Below are 18,578 nucleotides of genomic sequence, written 5' to 3'. Positions count from 1 at the left end.
TTTGATAATAAGAACCTAATGGCTGAAATTAAACCGTTTCGAGCGTGGAGGTACAATGAAGTGCTAGGTGAAAATGTAGATGAACTGACCTCACCACTTTTCGACGTAGTATCAGAAAAGTATCGCAAGAAACTATATGAAAATAAATTCAATAGCATTCACATCTCTGTGCCGCAAGAAGGCCCTGATGGCGTATTATTGGACCAGCGGATCGCGAACTGGAAAAAGGACGGCGTTATCGTACAGGACAAAACGCCAGCTATTTACGTTTACTACCAATATTTCAAGCTTCCTGGGGACAATAAAGAACACTGTCGAAAGGGATTTATTTGTAACATCAGACTCTATAACTGGGAAGAAAAAGTTGTTTTGAGACATGAGGATACTATGCCTCACTCCGTGGATGATCGGAAAAAACTTTTGGAGCACACCCAATTGCATGTTAGTCCGACACATGGTTTGTATACTGATGAAAACAAAAATATTGATGTATATCTGGACGAAGCCATGGCCAATCCTATCTACGACTGTGAAGACTATCAGGGTGTTCGTGATGTACTAGGAGTGATTCATGATTATAAGGTCATTGGTGAGATCATTGATTTGCTTAAAGACAAGCAAGTTATTTTGGCAGACGGACACCATAGGTATCAAGGGGCACTGGCATATCTCGAAGAGCAAAGAGTTATAAACCCACATCATTCCAACGATGCACCTTATAATTTTCATACCATGTATCTAACCAATACTGAGTCAGATGACTTACGGATATTTCCAACTCATCGCTTGGTAAAGAAGATTAAAAAATTCAAAGAGGAAGAATTTTTGAACCAATTATCGGCGTATTTTCATATAAGATCGCTCGACAACGAAGAGGATATTAGGCAAGTGATTTCGGGTAAGAAATGGGCATTTGGGCTAATGATAGGTGAAGATGTCTACAAGATTCGGCTGAAGCAGGAGAAGTACTATGAACTGGACTGGGAGATACCGGAAGTACTAAAGCAGTTAGATATTACTATTCTTCATTATTTTATTATGGAGAAAGTATTAGGCATAAAAAAGGAAAAACAGCCGAGCTCGAAGAAAATTCAGTTTGAAAGAAGCATGTCTGCCTGTATCAAGAAGGTACTTGGTGGCAAAGCTCAGGTGGCTATACTTACTCAAGAAGTACAAATGAAAACTGTTAAGGAAGTCTGTTATACTGGGTATACCTTGCCCCAAAAATCAACCTATTTTTACCCAAAAGTGATTTGCGGTTACCTGTTTGGGTCAATAAAAGAGGAGGACAACAATGCAAAAATTGATCGTAGCTTCTAATTCGGCCAGGCGGCAGCAACTTATGCGAGATGCCGGCTTTCAATTTGATGTCCACGTCCTGGACGTAGACGAATCTCTCGATGAGACGATAGCTACAAATGATGCGGCAGAGTTTTTGGCAGAAAAGAAAAACAGAGCTTATCGATCTGTTTTTGCAAACGAAATCATCTTGACGTCGGATACAATTGTAATCGCCAATGACAATATATTAGGAAAGCCAAAAAATGAGGCAGAGGCATATCGAATGATTTCTTCCATGTCTGGTAAATCACATGAAGTGATATCGGGAGTTTGTATTTCCGGCCATGACCGTGAAATTAGTTTTAGTGACATCACCGTCGTGCAATTTGAAAACCTGACTGAAGAGGAGATTAGATATTATATAAAAAACTACCAGCCCTATGATAAAGCTGGTAGCTATGGTATTCAGGAGTGGTTAGGTATGATTGGCATCCAATCAATCCAAGGCTCCTTTTACAATGTCATGGGATTACCTATTCATAAGGTTTATCAAATACTGAGGTCTGATTTTGGTATTTCTCCACTTTAGAATCTAAACAATCGGTCGGCCTCTGCCCACGGAATTCTGGAAAGCATAAGGACCAGGGCAATGGTAAAGAAAATCAATTGTGCTTTGAATTTTGCTGCATCGGTCTCTGCTTTTTTAGCTTTTGCTTTCCCAATTGACGCAGCAGCAATGGCTAGTAGCATCACAAATACATGCTCAACCGCCCAATATCTAAGCGTAGCATTTTTCATGACAGATTCGGCTCCGCCAAAGGCTTGATAAGCGTATGGGCTTACAAAATATAATATCAGGCCCAGTACAAAAGTGAGATGTAGGCATCCCACAAAGGCCGCGGCCAGACCTTTTTCACCTTTACTATAAGGAATCGTTCCTCGAGAACCGATAAATGATTTATAGATATTGACCAGTGCCAGAATTAATATTATCCATCTGAGCCATGAGTGAGAATATAGAAGTATAGAATACATAAATTTTAATTTTTTATGAGAGGGCTAAGGTAATACAGTAAATAAAAAACCCTCGACGATTGTCGGGGGTTTCTTTATCGGTTTAGATAATTTATTATCTTTTGTTGATCTCTGAATACGCTCTTTCCTTTTCTCCCACGTACACTTGCCTTGGGCGGCCAATGGGTTCGTTATTTTCTCTCATTTCTTTCCATTGAGCAATCCAACCAGGCAATCTACCTAAAGCAAACATGACGGTAAACATTTCGGTGGGGATTCCCAAAGCTCTGTATATGATGCCAGAGTAGAAGTCTACATTAGGATAAAGGTTTCTTTCAACAAAATAAGGATCCTTAAGGGCTACTTCCTCAAGTCCTTTCGCAATGTCCAATACTGGGTCAACAACACCTAGTTTCTCCAGAACATCGTCTGCCGCTTTTTTAATGATTTTGGCTCTAGGATCAAAGTTTTTGTATACCCTATGACCAAATCCCATCAATCTGAATGGATCGTTCTTGTCCTTGGCTTTATTCATCCACTTTTCGGTATCACCACCGTCAGCCTTAATATTTTCCAACATTTCAATCACCGCTTGATTAGCGCCACCATGTAGTGGCCCCCATAGCGCATTGATGCCAGCTGAAAGAGAGGCATACAAACTAGCCTGGGAGGAGCCAACTATTCTTACGGTGGAAGTGGAACAGTTTTGCTCGTGGTCGGCATGAAGGATTAAAAGCGTATCAAGTGCCTTGGCCACCACTGGGTCAATTTCATAATTCTCGGTAGGCAAAGCAAACATCATTTTTAAGAAGTTGCTGCAATAATCTAAGCTATTATCAGGATAAACAACTGGTTGCCCTACTTCATTTTTGTAAGCCCATGCCGCGAATGTTGGCATTTTTGCCAATATCCTGATGATGCTCAAGTCTACCGCGTCAGCCGATCGGTTAGGATCTAATGACTCAGGATAGAACGCGGTCAACGAAGTAACCAAAGAAGATAATACCCCCATCGGATGGGCATTAGAAGGAAATCCTTCTAAAATTTTCTTTATATCCTCATGAACGAGTGTGTGATGAGTAATTCCGGTATTGAACTCCTGCTGCGTTTTAGCATCCGGTAGTTCACCATAAATCAACAAATACGCTACCTCCAGAAATGTAGATTTCTCGGCAAGTTCTTCTATTGAATACCCTCTGTACCTCAGTATGCCTTTTTCACCATCCAGGAATGTGATGGCGCTTCTAGTGGCTCCTGTGTTTTTATAGCCTGGATCAAGTGTAATTAGTCCACTTTGAGCCCTGAGTGCACCAATGTTGATGGCTGTTTCATTCTCGGTACCGGTGATTAACGGAAGTTCAATGCTTTTGTCTCCTACTTTTATTTCTGCGGTGTCTTCTGCCATTGATTTATTTTGATTAAGTGAAAGGACTACTAATTAAATTTTACGCGAAATTAATGAATTATTACCTTAATTTAAAGCCTAGTTATTGTTTAATATCAAGGGAAGGCCTTCGTCTCCGCCTCCTATAACTACTACTTTCGAATTTGGTGATTTTGATAGTTCAATTGTAGCTTCAATCCCTCTCATTTTTAGTAATTCATTCGTTAAGCTACTGTTAATAATTTTATTTGCAACGGCTTCTCCTTCGGCGGCAATTCGTTTTCTTTCCGCTTCACTCTTTTCTTTATCCAGTCTGAATTGATAAGCGAGTGCTTCTTGCTCTTGTTGCAATTTGTTTTCAATGGCTTGCTTGATTTGAGCTGGTAAATTGATAGCTCTGATCAATAAGGCTTTCATGATTACATTGTTGCCGTCTTGGCCTAGTACATCTGCTGTCTCGCTTTTGATTGCATCCTCTACCTCTGATCTTTTTGTGGAGTAGATCTCCTCAGCAGTATACCTACCCATTACCTGTCTTACAGATGATCTTACTTCGGGAATAACCAATCGACTGATATAATCTTGTTGAAATGTCTCTTGTATGTAGCCAATTCGCGATGGCATTGGAGTAAATCGTATGGATACATCTACACTTATTGAAAGTCCGTTTTTGTCCAATACGTCCATGCCTTCTTCAACTTTGTTTTCTGATACATCGAAAACATAAACATTGTTCCATGGCGCTTTCACATGAAAACCTGGCCCTATGATGTTTTGTTTGTCTAATCCTTCTCCAAACTTGTAGAACACAACTGCTCTTTCAGCAGGTCCTAACGTGTAAAATAGGCTTGAAGACAGGCCAATGACTACAAATAGACCAAATGCAATAATGACTAAAAAGGGTAAAAATTTTCTATTATCCATCTTGATAAGATTTTTGATTATTAAGGAGCCAAATGTACAATAAAGTATTGGTTAAATCCGGCCTATAGTGGGTTTGATTAGGTTTTTTGTTTTTTCTTCTTGGCGGCAGGAAATAGAATATTATTCAGGATTAGTCTGTAGCCCGGAGAATTTGGGTGCAGATTCAAATCTGTAGGTTCTTCATTGACTAAATGCTGATAATCTTCGGGATCGTGGCCACCGTAAAAGGTCCAGAATCCCTTACCAAAAACACCGTGTATATACTTCGCTTCACCAATCGATTTGGTTTCTCCTAGTAGTACTACGTCGGATTTAACCAAAACTTTTTTGAAGGCTGTAGTTTGTCCCATGAAGCCCTTTATGATGTGTTGGTGGTTTTGCGTGAGCATGGTTGGTATCGGATCCCATTTGGCCGAAAACTGAAATAAAGAAAAGTAGTCATTGTTTTCTGTTAAACCCCGTTGGTTCGGCTGCGTGTCAATATTTGAGAATTCGTAGATGTACGGGTTCCTTTCCAGCATGAAATCTTTAAACGCAAAAGTTTTACTGTAATCCAATTTGGATTGGGCTTGTGGATCAGCTGGATCTCCATCAAACATACTTTCACAAATGTCAACACCTTCTGCCGAAAGTGTGATATCATAAGTGTCGGTAGCTGAGCACATCGCAAATAAGAAACCACCGCTCGCAACATATGACTGAATTTTTTTTACTATCCCTAGTTTAAGGTGAGAGACTTTTGAGTATCCATGCTTCCGGGCCGATTCCTCATATTCTCGCTGTTGTTGTTGATACCATGGATAATGCTGATAGACTCTGAAGAATCTTCCATATTGTCCGGTAAAATCCTCGTGATGCAAATGCAGCCAGTCATACTTTGGTAACTCATCGTACATGAGTTCGTCATCGAACACGACATCATATGGTATTTCGGCGTAGGTGAGAACCAAAGTCACAGCATCGTCCCAAGGTTGCTTACTCTTGGGCGAATAGACAGCTATTTTTGGATATTTTTCCAGTTTCATGGCATCCATATTGGAAGAAGTGCTTGCGATTTCGCTAAGTATACCATTTGCTTGTGCATCAGATATTACTAAATAACTAACCCCTCGTATGATCAATTCATTCTCAAAGTTTTGATAGTACTTGAACATGAATGCTCCACCTTTATAGTTTAGAAGCCAATCAACTTCAATTTCATTTTGAAGTACCCAATAGGCAATGCCATAGGCTTTTAAGTGGTTAGCTTGAGTATTGTCCATGGGCAAGAGGATATGTGAACCTCTCAGGCCGAATGAAACAATAAAGAACAAAAAAATTAATCCCTTCCGCATATGCTTTGTATTTAGTTGCCAATTTACTAACTCCTGTTTTTTTTAACTGAAACTTTTAAATATTAGTTGCTTAGTTGTAATAAATTAGCCCCACGTACGTCTAAGTTTAGAAGAATCTATTCTATGAATCTAATCGAAAATATAAGAGAAGCTGTCAAGTCCATTTTGGCTAATAAACTTCGTACAATTCTTACAGCCGCTATTATCGCTATTGGTATTACCTCTTTGGTGGGAATACTAACGGCGATTGATGGTATTCAAAATTCTATTAACGATAGTTTTTCTAATCTAGGATCAAACACATTCGTTATCGAGGATATTGAAGAGGAACGGGGTAAAAAAGATGGGAAAGCACAGAAAAGTTACCCACCCCTTAGTTTTCAGCAGGTCTCTCAGTTCATTCGAAACTATAACGTTGGTGAGGTAACCGCTCTTTATACAACAGTTACTCGGTATTCAGAGGTGAAATATGGTTCTGAGGTGACAAATCCGAACGTATCAGTTATAGGCGGAGACCTTGACTACCTGTATGTTCAGGGTTATGATATCGAAGAAGGACGAAATATATCTGCATTCGAGCAGCAAAATGGCTCTAATGTTGTTCTTATTGGCCATGAGGTCTTGAATACTTTATTCAAGGAGAACGAACGCAAATTGAATCAGTCTATTTCCTTCCTTGGGACTAAATTTAAAGTAATCGGTGTTTTGGCAAAACAAGGAACCGAAGGTGGTAGAGCTGATCGCGCTGTTGTTGTGCCGCTTGATGTTGCACGTCGATTGGCGAAAAATCGTGCCTTGACCTATAAAATAGGAGTGTCTGTAAAAGACCCAACCAATATGGAACACCTAATGGGTGAGGCTACGGGTTTGATGAAAGCCATTAGGAAAGATGTCCCGGGAAGCGAAAACTCATTTGACATTCAAGAAAAGAAATCATTAGCCGAGCGGTTGGGTGAAATTACTGTCTACTTGCGCATTGGTGGATTTACTATAGGTTTTATTACGTTGTTGGGAGCTTCAATAGGCTTGATGAATATCATGCTTGTTTCGGTTACTGAGAGGACTCGTGAAATTGGTGTGCGCAAAGCTATGGGAGCCACTCCTAAACGTATCAGGCAGCAATTTCTTATTGAGTCAATAGTGATTACTCAAATCGGCGGATTTGGAGGCGTGGTTCTTGGGTTTATTATAGGCAATGTCATTTCAAACGTTTTAGCCGACACTTTTGTAGTTCCATGGCTTTGGATGTTACTTGGTTTTTTTGTTGGTATGGTGGTTGGGTTGTTGTCGGGCTACTTGCCAGCGTATAAGGCGTCAAAGCTAGATCCGATTATTTCCTTACGTTTCGAGTAAAATTGTATTATTTTGGGATTGAGTTTCGTTAAAAGTAAAAATATTGCGAGATTTACTTCAGTTCCCATAATATACAATGAAGCGAAATTTAATTTTTCTTATATTCTTAATCTCTCAGACAGCTTTTAGTCAAGAGCTATTACTGTCTGGTGTATACAAAGGGGAGGGGCTTTATATTCAGAACCCCTATAATGCAGATTCTGGTCAGTTTTGTGTGCAATCCATATACGTCAATGGTAAGAAAACAAGGACAAATTTGTCTTTGACGGCGGTGCGATTGGCATTCAGGGGTGTGGATTTGTATACGCCAGTTTCGGTGAAAATAGTACATGGCGATAGCTGCAAGCCTAGAATTGTAAATCCTGAAGCAGTGCTCTATCATAGCAATTTTAAGTTTGACAGCTTAGTATTGAATGATTCTATTATGCATTGGTATACCAAAGGAGATCGAAGGGATGGTAAGTTTGTAATAGAAAAATTAAGCGGTAATTATTGGGATATTGTTAAAACCATGCGAGCAAAAGGCCGGTTTGATGGCGCTCAATATGTATATTTTCCGGAGCATACTGAAGGAGGTAATAAATATAGAATCAAGTATGAGCTGCCAGAAGGCAGATACCTCTATTCCCTAGAGATGGAGCACTATCATTATCCTGAGGGAGTGACCTTTTCACCAAAAGTTGTTACTGACAAAATGATTTTTTCACGTGAGGCTTCCTATGAAATTTTCAGAGGAGATGAAATTATCCTCAAGGGAAAGGCTAAGGAAATCCCTTTAAGACGATTGGCTCCCGGAGATTACTCTATTGTAATCGAAGGTGAAGAAGATACATTCGTTAAGAAATAGAGTCTAATGATTTAATAACTTAATGAATTAGTTAGCTATCGAAACACTAAATCATTAGATCCTTTAATTATTGAATCATTCAGCCAATGAATCATTGGCCTTTTAATTAATAAGCGCTACTCCAAAGAAGTTACTCAGCACCACCATGATAAACAGGATGCCTAGTAAGGCTGGGCACAAGTATTTAACTGCAAAACTTATGAACAACTTTACTCTTGAGTTTTCATAACCTTCGTACCCAATAGCTAATTCCTCGTGTAAATTCTCTGCCTTCCATACATAACCAGCGAAGGTAACTATTAAGAATCCACCCAATAATAGCATGCAGTCTGCCAAGTGACCCAGGAAGTCCATAAAGGTAACTGAGCTATCGGCACCAATGTAAGTGACAAATGAGGTAAACATGGCACTATATCCATTGCCAACTAGTGAAGGAAGACCAGCTGAAAATATAATTGCAGCTGTAATGACCGTAGCTTTTGGGCGACTAATTTTGTATTCGTCTACAACGTAGGAAACAGGCACTTCCAGAAGTGAAACCGTAGAAGTCAAAGCGGCAAATGACAGTAACAAAAAGAAGAATGCGCCTAGTACTGTACCTAGACCAGCTCCTAATGATTCGAAAACGCTTGGTAAAGCCGCAAAAATCAAACCGGCACCACCCTGAATATTTGACATATCTCCACCGGTGCTATACGCCACTAAAGGAAAAAGCATTAAACCGGCCAGAAATGCAATACCTACATCAAATAAGGTAACTGAGACAGAAGAGGTAATGATATTTTCTTTTTTTGATAAATAACTTCCATAGGTGATAATGGTTCCCATACCTAGAGACAATGAGAAAAATGATTGCCTCAATGCGCCACCTATTGTCTTAAGGTTCAACTCCGAAAACTCAGGTACGAGATAGTATTTCACACCGGTCATAGCATTCGGTAGGGTCAATGAGTAAGCCAATAAAGCCAGAATCATTACAATTAGTGAGGGCATCAATATTTTAGCGCCCTTCTCAATTCCTGAAGACACTCCTCTGGATACCACATAGGCTGTGAAGACCATGAAAATCAATGCATATATACCTGTGGTACTTACATTTGAAACATAAGAGCCAAATTCTTTCCCAACACTGAAATTACCCTGTGCCATTTCGAAGAAATAGCCTAAAGCCCATCCCGCAACCACATTATAGAAGGAAAGAATAACAACGCCACCAATAATCCCCATCTTTCCAATGATATTCCATTTGTTATAGCCCAACGCATTGAAGGCGCCCACTGCATTTTTATTGGTCTTCCGACCAATGGCGATCTCGGTGACCATAACAGGAAAGCATAGCAAAAAACAGAAAATCAGATAAAGTACTACAAAAGCCGCACCACCTCCAGCTTCCACCTCGAATGGAAATTTCCAAATGTTGCCCAATCCTACAGCTGATCCTGCAGCGGCTAAAATAAATCCCAATCGATTGCTAAAGTTTCCTCTTCCTGCCATTTTCTGTTGTTTAATGAGTCATTGACGAAATCATAAAATGATTGCGTTCTGTGACCTGTTGTACGTTATGCGGTTACATCAAAACACGAATATAAGAGAGGAAATGGAATAACCCACATTTTTTTTAACAAAGGCGGATTTACGTGATCTGTGCCTTACACTTTGGCTGTTTGGCCTGAATACTTGAACATTTTCTTTTCCTTGATTAGATGGGTGACCTTGTATGGAACATATTCTTCCCATCCGGACTCACCTTTATTGATCATTTCAAGAACACGGTCTGATATGATATGAAGGTTCTCGGTTTTGGCATTGTCAATGTCCTGAATGAACTTATTGGTTATCAGGTGTTGATAAAGGTATTTAAGATTGTCAGCAGGTTTATAATTTTGGATGGTCTGTATTTCCTTATCACTTTCATTTTTGCTTGGATACACTAATACCTGCTGGTTTGCCGCAAACAATTTACCAAATGCTTCCATTATACCTCCTGGCAGGTCAGTGTAGTATTCTTCTTCGAACAATCTGGCGAGATTGTTGACGCCAAGAATAAATGCAATCTTTCCTTTTCTGGTTATTCTACCTAGATAGACAGCTAATTTATAGTGTTCGTGATAATTTGAAATCAACACGGTCTGACCCAGAGTGTTAAGTAAATCTACTCGATCGAGAAAGTCCTGCTCATCGATATTACCCTCCATGGTCAAATCTTTGAGTGTAATCTCTGCAATCACATCCAAAGGCTCGCCTAGCTGCTTTTTGAACTGACGTACACCTGCAATCATCATGTCAACATTCACATGGGTAATTGGTCTAAATCGGCCTCTCAGTACACAAATATTCTTTTTATATAGGAAAGATGAAGGCTGCTTGACTTTTCCGTTTTGATCGAAGATGGCAACCTTGGTTAAACCGTGCTTGACCAGCTTTAAACTCATTAAGCGATTGTCTATTTTTTCAAAAGCAGGCCCCTCAAGTCTGAACATGTCAATTTCGATTCTATCGCTGCTGAAGTTGTCTACGATTGATGTCATTAGCCGTTCAGGGTCATCGTGGTTATTGAAACAGCCATATATTAAATTGACGCCAATTTTGCCAAGTACTTCTTGTTGCCAAATCATATCAGGATCCTTCAATATCACATGTATGATGCAGTCGTTTGGCGGAGACAAGGGCGAGAGTTCAAATCTTACACCAATCCAACCGTGTCCTTGATTGGTTTTTTGATAGTTGATAGTCTCTACGGTGTTGGCAAAGGCAAAAAACTTGGTTTTTCCTGAGCGATGTGTGAGTCGTTTGGAAAGTAGAGCGTACTCCTTATCGAGCATTTTAAGTAGTTTCTCTTCACAAACGTACCTTTTTGTTTCGCCATAAATGGCATCCGAAAAATTCATGTCATAGGCAGACATGGTTTTGGCAATAGTTCCGGAGGCTCCTCCCGCTTTAAAAAAATTGGAAGCCACTTCCTGACCTGCACCAATTTCGGCAAGCGTTCCATAGATCGACTCATTTAGATTGAGCGAAAGTGCTTTTTCTTTCGTAGTGTGTACGCCTGCTTCCATATTTTCTTTGCTTCAACAAAATTATCCAGAAGGTAGTCTAATTGAAAGGTCGAACCCCTGCAATTTTGCTATTTTTGAATATTATTTCAAATAAATAATGCCTGGGGTCAATTTATTCGCCCTATTACCGTTAAAAATGTACAACTAACAATCAGCAATTGAATTTTTCCATACTACTTAGTGAAACCATTACATTAGATGAGCGAATCATTTGGGCTGGATTTATTTTTTTCGGACTCTTTCTGCTAGGAGTCGTTGCGGCCTATATTGACTCACTTAATTTATTTTATTACCGTAAGGTCAATTTTAGAATTGATGATATAGAAATTACTTACTGGTACAAATGGAAGCTATTTACAAGTAAGGGCTCACCGTTTTTCATTTGGCGAAAAATGAAAATGAAAAATCATGTAACTAATATGGAATCAGAGTATATTCTTGATCCGGTTAGCGAAAAAGGTCATATTCTCTATTTTTATTTCGATCACAACTATGAAACGCACACGGGCATGCTGTTCGATGCCATGGTCGTAAGGGATACTGATATCTCGATGGGGTTTGATGTGTACTCATTAGATTACCTAGGACGTCATTATGTGTATGAAAGGAGGGAGGAAGAAACCGAGTATTTAGGTATGATTGAAAGGGGACAATTCTACGAATCTGAGGGTATGTTTAGAAATGTAGAAAGCAGAGAATTGAATTATTAGGCTAGAAGCCGGCCTGAAGTCAGAAAATAATATAGTGCTTCCAACTCCAGACGCCGAATCTTTAGTTATTCGGCCTTTTTAGTTCACTTCGTAAGCCACAACCTTGTTCCCAAAAAAAGTAGGAACTAGTAATAGATTTTTTGCATTTACGTAACAGATATCTGCAGCATTTTCATTAATGGCTTTGGTATCCAGTAATTGTGTTCTGGTGCCAGAATTATGAACAAAATGAATTTCACCTGACCAACTAGAAACAAGATATCCTTCGGTAAGAGCAACTATTCCATCACCACCTTTGATGGAATCTGAAAGTGCCTCCTTCATTTGTGTATTGATGTCCACTCTGTAAAGGTCACCGCCTCCATAGGAAGCCACCATAATATGACTTCCTTGATGAAGCAATCCATTAGAGCCTTGAAGGGAACTATCACTAAGCCAAAGAGAAATTTCTCCATTTTTAATCTGATGGATGGTATTTTGATTTGAATCCGAAATGAAAACATCACCGTCACTTGAAGTAGCAATGTCATTCAGGAACTGTGCATCCGTTACAGGATACCTTTTTACAATAACACCACTTGGTATATCAATTTCCACTACCTCGTCGATATTGGTCACGAACAGACTGCTATCGACAATACCCATACCTTTCGGCGCAGAAATCTCAGTCACCCAGTTCAGATTAATAACCTCTCCATCTGTGGAAATAATCGAAATGAATCCATCACCATCTTTAGCAGTAGGTGGTACTCCATTGATGTTGGACACGTATAGAACGTCCCTGAGTTCGTCGTAAATAACAGATTCACAGGTTGTTAGTGTAGTGTCTGTTTCCCACGTCTTGACTAGCTTTGGAATTGACGCAGCTTCAGTGGATACAACTGCTTGCTCGTTTTGCTTTGTTGGTTGGCAAGCTATACCAAGTAATAAGGCAGAGGCCACGAGGATATTAGATTTCATAGAAGTTTAAATTATGGTTGTCTGAAACGAATTTAATAAAACTCGGGTACAAAAAAAGCGACTGGAAAAGCCGCTTAATTAAATCTTTAAGAAATTATGGAATTAGTCTGTCACCACAACTTTTTCCATTTTGTCTCCCTGTTCAATTTGTTCAATGATATCCAGGCCTTCCACCACTTTGCCAAAAACCGTATGATTTCTGTCCAGATGGGCGGTGTTTGTTCTGCTGTGACAGATAAAGAATTGAGACCCGCCAGTGTTTCTACCTGCATGAGCCATTGATAATACACCACGGTCATGAAATTGATTGTCGCCATCTAATTCACAATCGATACTATATCCTGGTCCTCCAGCACCTGTGCCATCAGGACATCCTCCCTGGATTACAAAATCAGGAATAACTCTATGGAAAGTTAACCCATTGTAAAAGCCTTTCTTAGCCAGGTCTGTAAAATTTTTAACTGTATTTGGAGCATCGTTTTCGAAAAACTCCAACTTCATAACACCCTTAGCGGTGTGGATTTCTGCGTTCATAGTTTCTAGTAATTAAATCAAAAAGGCAAATCTAAATTCTTTTGGGTAAATGCTGAGTTAAATTGTTAATTTCGAAAATTGGTCGAAATGATCCAAGCACAATGACCCCATTAAACAGTGACTTATGAGTAACAGCCTGAAAATAGATATGCATACGCATATTCTGCCGGAAAAATTACCCGATTTTGCCAAGAAATTCGGCTATGGAGACTTTATCCATTTGGTGCATAAGAGACCACATTATGCTGATATGATGAAGGGTGGAGAATTTTTCAGAGAGATTAACGAAAACTGTTGGAATCCAAAGGTTCGAATCGAAGAGTATGCTCAGTTCAATACCAACTATCAGGTTGTCTGTACCATTCCAGTCATGTTTAGTTATTGGGCGAAGGCCAACGATTGTCTGGAACTTTCTCGTTTTCTCAATGACCATGTTGCACAGTTAGTGTATGATTATCCGCAGCATTACCTTGGGTTGGGTACAATACCTATGCAGTCAGCTAAGCATGCTGTACAAGAGTTAGAACGACTAAAAAATGAATTGGACCTACCCGGTATTCAGATAGGATCCAATATTAATAATAAGAATTTAAGCGAACCGGAATTTCATCCGATCTGGGAAGCATGTGAAGCATTAGATCTCGCTGTTATGATTCATCCCTGGGAAATGATGGGACGTGAGCATATGTCAAAATACTGGCTGCCATGGCTTGTGGGGATGCCTGCTGAGACCTCGCGAGCGGCCTGCTCACTGATCTTTGGAGGTGTATTAGAGAAATTTCCCAAGTTAAGATTCAACTTTTCTCACGCAGGAGGTTCCTTATTAGCTACAATTGGCCGGGTAGAGCATGGTTTCAACTGTCGACCTGACTTGGTGGCTATAGACAACCCAATCAATCCGCGAGAATACCTGGGCGAGTTCTGGGTAGATTGCATCACACATGATCTGCCGTATCTGAAGTACATTATTGAAATGATAGGCTCAGAGAAAATCACCCTTGGTTCTGATTATCCATTTCCATTGGGAGATCTTGAAATTGGTAAATTCATAGAAGACAGCGATTTGTCTCAGACTGACAAGGACAATATTATGTATCAATCAACTCTTGACTGGCTGAAAATTGAAAAGAAGGATTTACTCTAAGCTCTAGTATTTGGTTCAGAGTAATTCTACAAACCGTTGAAGATAGGTAGGTATTGATTTTTATTACCGATAAAACTTCCGTGGAGGCACAATAAAAACAGAAAATTTGGTGTAGGTCGCGTCTTTGGATCTAATATCGATCAATGCATCCTTACTGCTATCTCCGGGATTAGCCAGGTGGTATTGGAGGTTTTTGGTGTAACCTATATCCAAGCCAAACCACAACCAGTCGTGTAACTCATGCTCCCAGGAAAGAGAGAATTGCAAATCTACTTTTCTGAGTGTCAAATCCCTCTGACTATCTTCCAGGGCGTTAGTGAGATTATATCGCCATCCGCGGATGTCTGCGCTTGCTGTTATAAAATTTCTCTCATTAGCCCTGTAGCGTATAGCCGCAGATTTCGGTAAGGTAAGGTCCAATGTCCAACGTGGAGTTAACTGCTTCTCATAGATGAAAAGCGGATAGAAGACCGTGCGTCCCATGACTTGATTGAGGACAAAACCGGTTCCAATTTGAGTCCTAGACGAACGTTGCCAGGTATAGGTGCTGCTGATGAAATATTTAGTCGTGTTCGCGTTCCACTTGATTTGATCGCTTTTTAATTCGGCACCACCAATCAACCTGAGTTGTTGGTTGTCTTTGATATCCCGCTGATAAAAGGTGCGTATCCCTGTACTTGTGAATTTTTTTGCGTTTAAATGAAGGTAGAGGTCATAGTCCGTGGGTTGGTCTTCCAGGTCGAGTGTGAACTGGTGCTGATAGTATTTGAGCTGGATGCCAAACATCCAATTTTCCTTGATCAGGAATGGTATACCTATTTTGGCTTTAATGAGCCGATCTCGTTCTACTTCATTATCGGCTGATCCGAAGCTCTCTGAAGAAGTAGAGGTATCATACTCTCTAAGGGTCTCCATACTAAACTCTGCTATCTTAGGACGATAGGGAGTAATGAGGTTATCAATCTCCTGAGCAAGGCTCGCCGATGACATCATTAATCCAAGCGCGAAATATAGAAATGTTTTCATTAACCGGTTCAATAGCAACTTGTAAAGTAACATTTTCTTTTTAGACCAGTCAGGGTATTTTCGATCAATGGACTGGAATGATCTACGAGTTAATGCCGATACTGAATGATGTGATGCCTGAATCACAAGTGGTGAGGTTATTTCTTTCTCATGATGCTGTGCTACTGGATAGCTTGCCTTATGGTTTAAGTTTCAAATTACAATGATATTTCATTGTTTTCAGCTATAATTATAATCGGTTACAGTATAATATTTTTCAATATTTGAATTATACCACTCATAATTTTGTTATGATGTTTATTGCAATAATTATGGACATTAATCCCCTCAACTATGAAACCAATATTTCTAACTATTTGCACATTGGCAGTCATGTCAATGGCGTGTTCTGATGAAGATGCGATTCCTGTGCCGTCAAATACGAATCCGGATTTTTTGAGCAATCTTGAACCTCATGAAGAAACTGTTGTTAACCTTACTCAGGCTGAGGCCCTTGATCTATGGGCAAACCAAGAGGCCAAATTAGTCTCTGTGATTAAGCCTGAGACGGCTATCAGAAGGTGGTGGAAAGCTTTTTCGTTGACCTTCGAACCAGATGGTGACTATGTATATGCAACGATCGAAGATGATATTATTCCTGCTGCAGGTTCCTGGGCATTTGCTCAGCCAAGTGGCGTAGATGTTGTTTTGTTCAACAAGGATGAAGAAAAGGGTGAGCTATTTGAAAGATTTGCTACCGTTACTTTCAAAACATCTGCCACCGGTCGAATGAGATTTGAAATGAAAATTAACATTAGAGAGTCCAGCCGATACTCACCGGCATTTGTGGGTGAATGGATTTATATTTTTCAATTATGACAACTCTTAAGATTAATGCTGACTTCATAAGATAAGGGGGCATGTTAATCAATAGGGCTTTTGCCCAATAAAGTTACCCGCAGGATTGTATTGACAAACCCAGATATCAAAGCCTTCGCATGTGGCCATTCCACAGCCTACTTCAGTCGTATTAGCCCATACGATTTGTGTATAGTGGCCACAAACTTCACCTTCCGCACAGGTATTATCTGCATAGGTATAATTCGCAATCTCACTTCCCCAGCTGTCTACTGCATCAATAGGTTCAAATGCACCTGCTGTGCCAATCCAGATGTTTTCTCCAAACTCACTGTCTGAATGCTTGAAGTCGCAACTACCTGCCAACTCATCCGCCCATTGCTGAGCCGATGTTTCAAGTTCGTCGGACCAAACCAAATTGCTTATGGATACTGCAGCGCGATAAGTATTGTGTGCGTCAACAAGTTCTTTTATCACGTTTTCATCTAAGCCTGAATCGTCTTCAACAACCGGGTCATCACTGTCAGAGCCACATGAAAAGATGAACAACGTAAATAAAATTGGAAAAATCAGTAATAAGTTTTTCATTTAATAGGGTTTGTACCTTTTGTAATATAGTAAAATCCAAATTTTATTTGGCGGACGACTCGATGGATCCAACGAACTGTCGGCCTTACTACTTCTGAATAAAGACTAAGTTTAATTCCTTGGAGAAGGTAGAAGAGGGTAGAAAGTGCAAAGCCCTTTTTAGTTAAGATGGTATTCCTTTACATTTGCGGAAGGTCTGATTCAAAATTTGAATTCTATTAAATCAATAGCAAAATATAGCGCTCTCGTTATTCTGTTTTTTACTCTAGCTGGAGTATCTCATGCACAGACCATTGATATCAAATTATTCGACAAGAGTAAAGGCAATACGCTTAGTGAAGTAGATAAAAACCTGGCAGAGTATAAAAAGATTCAGAAGGAAAATAAGGCCTTTTTAAAGGAGCAAAGAAAGAAGTACAAAGCACACAAGGATAGCCTGGATGCGCTAAAATCTGAGAGTATTAAAAGTGATTCCGTATCGAGAGCTGAAAAACTTCAAAAACAGTACTTTATTTATACCAACCAGTGGTATGATCAGCCCGAAATCATGTCCTGGGATTCTGCCAGGCAAGAGTCTCAAAGAGAATTGCTAGACTATTCGAAAGAACGATTGGAAGGCAATTACTACTACGACAAGTACATGGGGATGAACAACCAGATCACCGGCTATCATCGCGAACTGAAGGACTTTAAAGACAGCTTAAAGACAGTCGAAGATGACAAGGAGAAACGTGAGTATCTGGTGATACTAAAAAAGCAGGAACTGTCGGGTAAGTATGGAAAGGCCTTAAACGAAAGGGCTAAGAAAGAAGCCCAATCGCGAGCAAAAATCGATTTCCCTACCAATAACCCAGAATTGGAAAAGGTCTTACAATACCAGGATTTGGCTAAAGAAGCTATAAAACCAAACCAATCCAAGGCAAAGGGAGTGAACTACTTCGAAGGAAAAGAAGAAGTACTGGCTAAAGCAATGAACCAGAGTAACGAACTCAAACAAAAATACTCCAAGGTTGTCAATTCCAATGACCTAAGCACGGCCACTAAGAGAAAATCACTCGAAGGCACCAGTTTTTGGGGAAGATTGGTTTTTGGAGGAACCTTTCAGATTCATATCGATAAACAGTCTTCTATCGATCTGAACCCTGAACTTGCCTATAGAATAAATAAGAAATGGGACGTAGGTGTCGGGGGTAATTATCGTGTGAATGCAGCTGTTGAAGACTTGCTCGGAACCATTCAGGATCAAAAGATTTACGGTTATCGGATATTCACAGAATATCAATTGTATAAGTCCTTCTTTGGCCATGTAGAATTTGAATCATTGGCTGCCAGACCTACGGATGTGGATGGTGCTTCTGTCGAATGGAACAATAGTTTGCTGGCCGGTATTGAGCGTCGGTTCAAACTTGGAGACTCTGTTGAGGCTCAGATTTCTCTGCTTTACAACTTCATGCACAAAAGCAACCCTCTATACACCAGTCCCTGGAATATACGGTTTGGGTTTAACCTAAAAGGCAAGGACAAAAAGGCCGAATGATGCGTTGATCCCTTTTATAGGAAATATTGATTTTTAATGGTAGATTAAT

General features: G+C 39.8%; 18 protein-coding genes. 8 read left to right on the top strand and 10 right to left on the bottom strand.

Going from position 1 to position 18,578, the window contains the following annotated elements; genetic code table 11:
• Positions 1 to 18: 18 nt before the first annotated feature.
• The gene (locus tag ABJD64_RS11525) at positions 19 to 1,320 is read left to right on the top strand and encodes a DUF1015 domain-containing protein (RefSeq protein WP_348178868.1); all 1,302 of its coding nucleotides are present in this window, start codon (positions 19 to 21) and stop codon (positions 1,318 to 1,320) included.
• A complete protein-coding gene (locus ABJD64_RS11520) occupies positions 1,295 to 1,870 on the top strand; it encodes a Maf family nucleotide pyrophosphatase (RefSeq protein ID WP_348178866.1) in 576 nt (191 codons plus the stop codon). The genes ABJD64_RS11525 and ABJD64_RS11520 overlap by 26 nt, the downstream gene beginning before the upstream one ends.
• Here ABJD64_RS11520 and ABJD64_RS11515 read toward each other — a convergent pair.
• From ABJD64_RS11515 to ABJD64_RS11500, 4 genes are all read right to left on the bottom strand, one after another.
• A complete protein-coding gene (locus ABJD64_RS11515) occupies positions 1,867 to 2,316 on the bottom strand; it encodes a hypothetical protein (RefSeq protein WP_348178864.1) in 450 nt (149 codons plus the stop codon). The two genes, ABJD64_RS11520 and ABJD64_RS11515, sit on opposite strands and share 4 nt — an antisense overlap.
• 94 nt (positions 2,317 to 2,410) lie before the next feature.
• Complete coding sequence (locus tag ABJD64_RS11510) at positions 2,411 to 3,700, bottom strand: citrate synthase (protein WP_348178862.1); 1,290 nt, start codon at positions 3,698 to 3,700, stop codon at positions 2,411 to 2,413.
• Between the two features lie 78 nt (positions 3,701 to 3,778).
• Positions 3,779 to 4,603, bottom strand: a complete 825-nt coding sequence (locus ABJD64_RS11505; protein WP_348178859.1) for a prohibitin family protein — start codon at positions 4,601 to 4,603, stop codon at positions 3,779 to 3,781.
• A 77-nt stretch (positions 4,604 to 4,680) separates the two neighbouring features.
• Positions 4,681 to 5,937 (bottom strand): asparagine synthetase B, encoded by a 1,257-nt coding sequence (locus tag ABJD64_RS11500; protein WP_348178857.1) that lies wholly within the window; start codon positions 5,935 to 5,937, stop codon positions 4,681 to 4,683.
• A gap of 123 nt (positions 5,938 to 6,060) precedes the next feature.
• On the opposite strand from ABJD64_RS11500, the gene ABJD64_RS11495 reads away from it, so the two are divergent.
• Positions 6,061 to 7,290, top strand: a complete 1,230-nt coding sequence (locus ABJD64_RS11495; RefSeq protein WP_348178855.1) for an ABC transporter permease — start codon at positions 6,061 to 6,063, stop codon at positions 7,288 to 7,290.
• A 76-nt stretch (positions 7,291 to 7,366) separates the two neighbouring features.
• Complete coding sequence (locus tag ABJD64_RS11490; RefSeq protein ID WP_348178853.1) at positions 7,367 to 8,137, top strand: hypothetical protein; 771 nt, start codon at positions 7,367 to 7,369, stop codon at positions 8,135 to 8,137.
• A 102-nt stretch (positions 8,138 to 8,239) separates the two neighbouring features.
• Here the strand turns inward: ABJD64_RS11490 and ABJD64_RS11485 are convergent, their stop codons facing one another.
• Together ABJD64_RS11485 and ABJD64_RS11480 are read right to left on the bottom strand one after the other, a co-directional pair.
• Positions 8,240 to 9,631, bottom strand: coding sequence for a sodium-dependent transporter (locus tag ABJD64_RS11485; protein ID WP_348178851.1), 1,392 nt, complete (start codon positions 9,629 to 9,631; stop codon positions 8,240 to 8,242).
• A 155-nt stretch (positions 9,632 to 9,786) separates the two neighbouring features.
• Complete coding sequence (locus ABJD64_RS11480) at positions 9,787 to 11,193, bottom strand: TonB-dependent receptor (RefSeq protein WP_348178849.1); 1,407 nt, start codon at positions 11,191 to 11,193, stop codon at positions 9,787 to 9,789.
• A gap of 158 nt (positions 11,194 to 11,351) precedes the next feature.
• On the opposite strand from ABJD64_RS11480, the gene ABJD64_RS11475 reads away from it, so the two are divergent.
• Positions 11,352 to 11,903 carry a hypothetical protein gene (locus ABJD64_RS11475; protein WP_348178847.1) on the top strand — a complete coding sequence of 184 codons (552 nt, stop codon included), beginning with the start codon at positions 11,352 to 11,354 and terminating at the stop codon, positions 11,901 to 11,903.
• A 78-nt stretch (positions 11,904 to 11,981) separates the two neighbouring features.
• Here ABJD64_RS11475 and ABJD64_RS11470 read toward each other — a convergent pair whose 3' ends face one another.
• Together ABJD64_RS11470 and ABJD64_RS11465 are read right to left on the bottom strand one after the other, a co-directional pair.
• Complete coding sequence (locus ABJD64_RS11470) at positions 11,982 to 12,863, bottom strand: ATP-binding protein (RefSeq protein ID WP_348178845.1); 882 nt, start codon at positions 12,861 to 12,863, stop codon at positions 11,982 to 11,984.
• A 102-nt stretch (positions 12,864 to 12,965) separates the two neighbouring features.
• Positions 12,966 to 13,397: a peptidylprolyl isomerase gene (locus ABJD64_RS11465; protein ID WP_348178843.1), complete on the bottom strand. Its 432-nt coding sequence runs from the start codon at positions 13,395 to 13,397 to the stop codon at positions 12,966 to 12,968.
• Between the two features lie 124 nt (positions 13,398 to 13,521).
• Here ABJD64_RS11465 and ABJD64_RS11460 point away from each other — a divergent pair, with 124 nt between their 5' ends.
• Positions 13,522 to 14,541, top strand: coding sequence for an amidohydrolase family protein (locus ABJD64_RS11460; RefSeq protein ID WP_348178841.1), 1,020 nt, complete (start codon positions 13,522 to 13,524; stop codon positions 14,539 to 14,541).
• 63 nt (positions 14,542 to 14,604) lie between these two features.
• Here ABJD64_RS11460 and ABJD64_RS11455 read toward each other — a convergent pair whose 3' ends face one another.
• Positions 14,605 to 15,567, bottom strand: coding sequence for a DUF6268 family outer membrane beta-barrel protein (locus tag ABJD64_RS11455; protein ID WP_348178839.1), 963 nt, complete (start codon positions 15,565 to 15,567; stop codon positions 14,605 to 14,607).
• 333 nt (positions 15,568 to 15,900) lie between these two features.
• On the opposite strand from ABJD64_RS11455, the gene ABJD64_RS11450 reads away from it, so the two are divergent.
• Positions 15,901 to 16,425, top strand: coding sequence for a hypothetical protein (locus ABJD64_RS11450; RefSeq protein ID WP_348178837.1), 525 nt, complete (start codon positions 15,901 to 15,903; stop codon positions 16,423 to 16,425).
• Positions 16,426 to 16,473: 48 nt separating this feature from the next.
• Here ABJD64_RS11450 and ABJD64_RS11445 read toward each other — a convergent pair whose 3' ends face one another.
• Positions 16,474 to 16,992, bottom strand: coding sequence for a CAP domain-containing protein (locus tag ABJD64_RS11445; protein WP_348178835.1), 519 nt, complete (start codon positions 16,990 to 16,992; stop codon positions 16,474 to 16,476).
• A gap of 208 nt (positions 16,993 to 17,200) precedes the next feature.
• Here ABJD64_RS11445 and ABJD64_RS11440 point away from each other — a divergent pair, with 208 nt between their 5' ends.
• A complete protein-coding gene (locus ABJD64_RS11440; protein ID WP_348178833.1) occupies positions 17,201 to 18,529 on the top strand; it encodes a hypothetical protein in 1,329 nt (442 codons plus the stop codon).
• The last annotated feature ends 49 nt before the right edge of the window (positions 18,530 to 18,578 follow it).

The organism is Reichenbachiella sp., assembly GCF_039944555.1.
Classification (GTDB): domain Bacteria; phylum Bacteroidota; class Bacteroidia; order Cytophagales; family Cyclobacteriaceae; genus Reichenbachiella.
The sequence above is the reverse complement of the archived record's forward strand: the minus strand, read 5'-3'. Positions and strand labels throughout refer to the sequence as shown.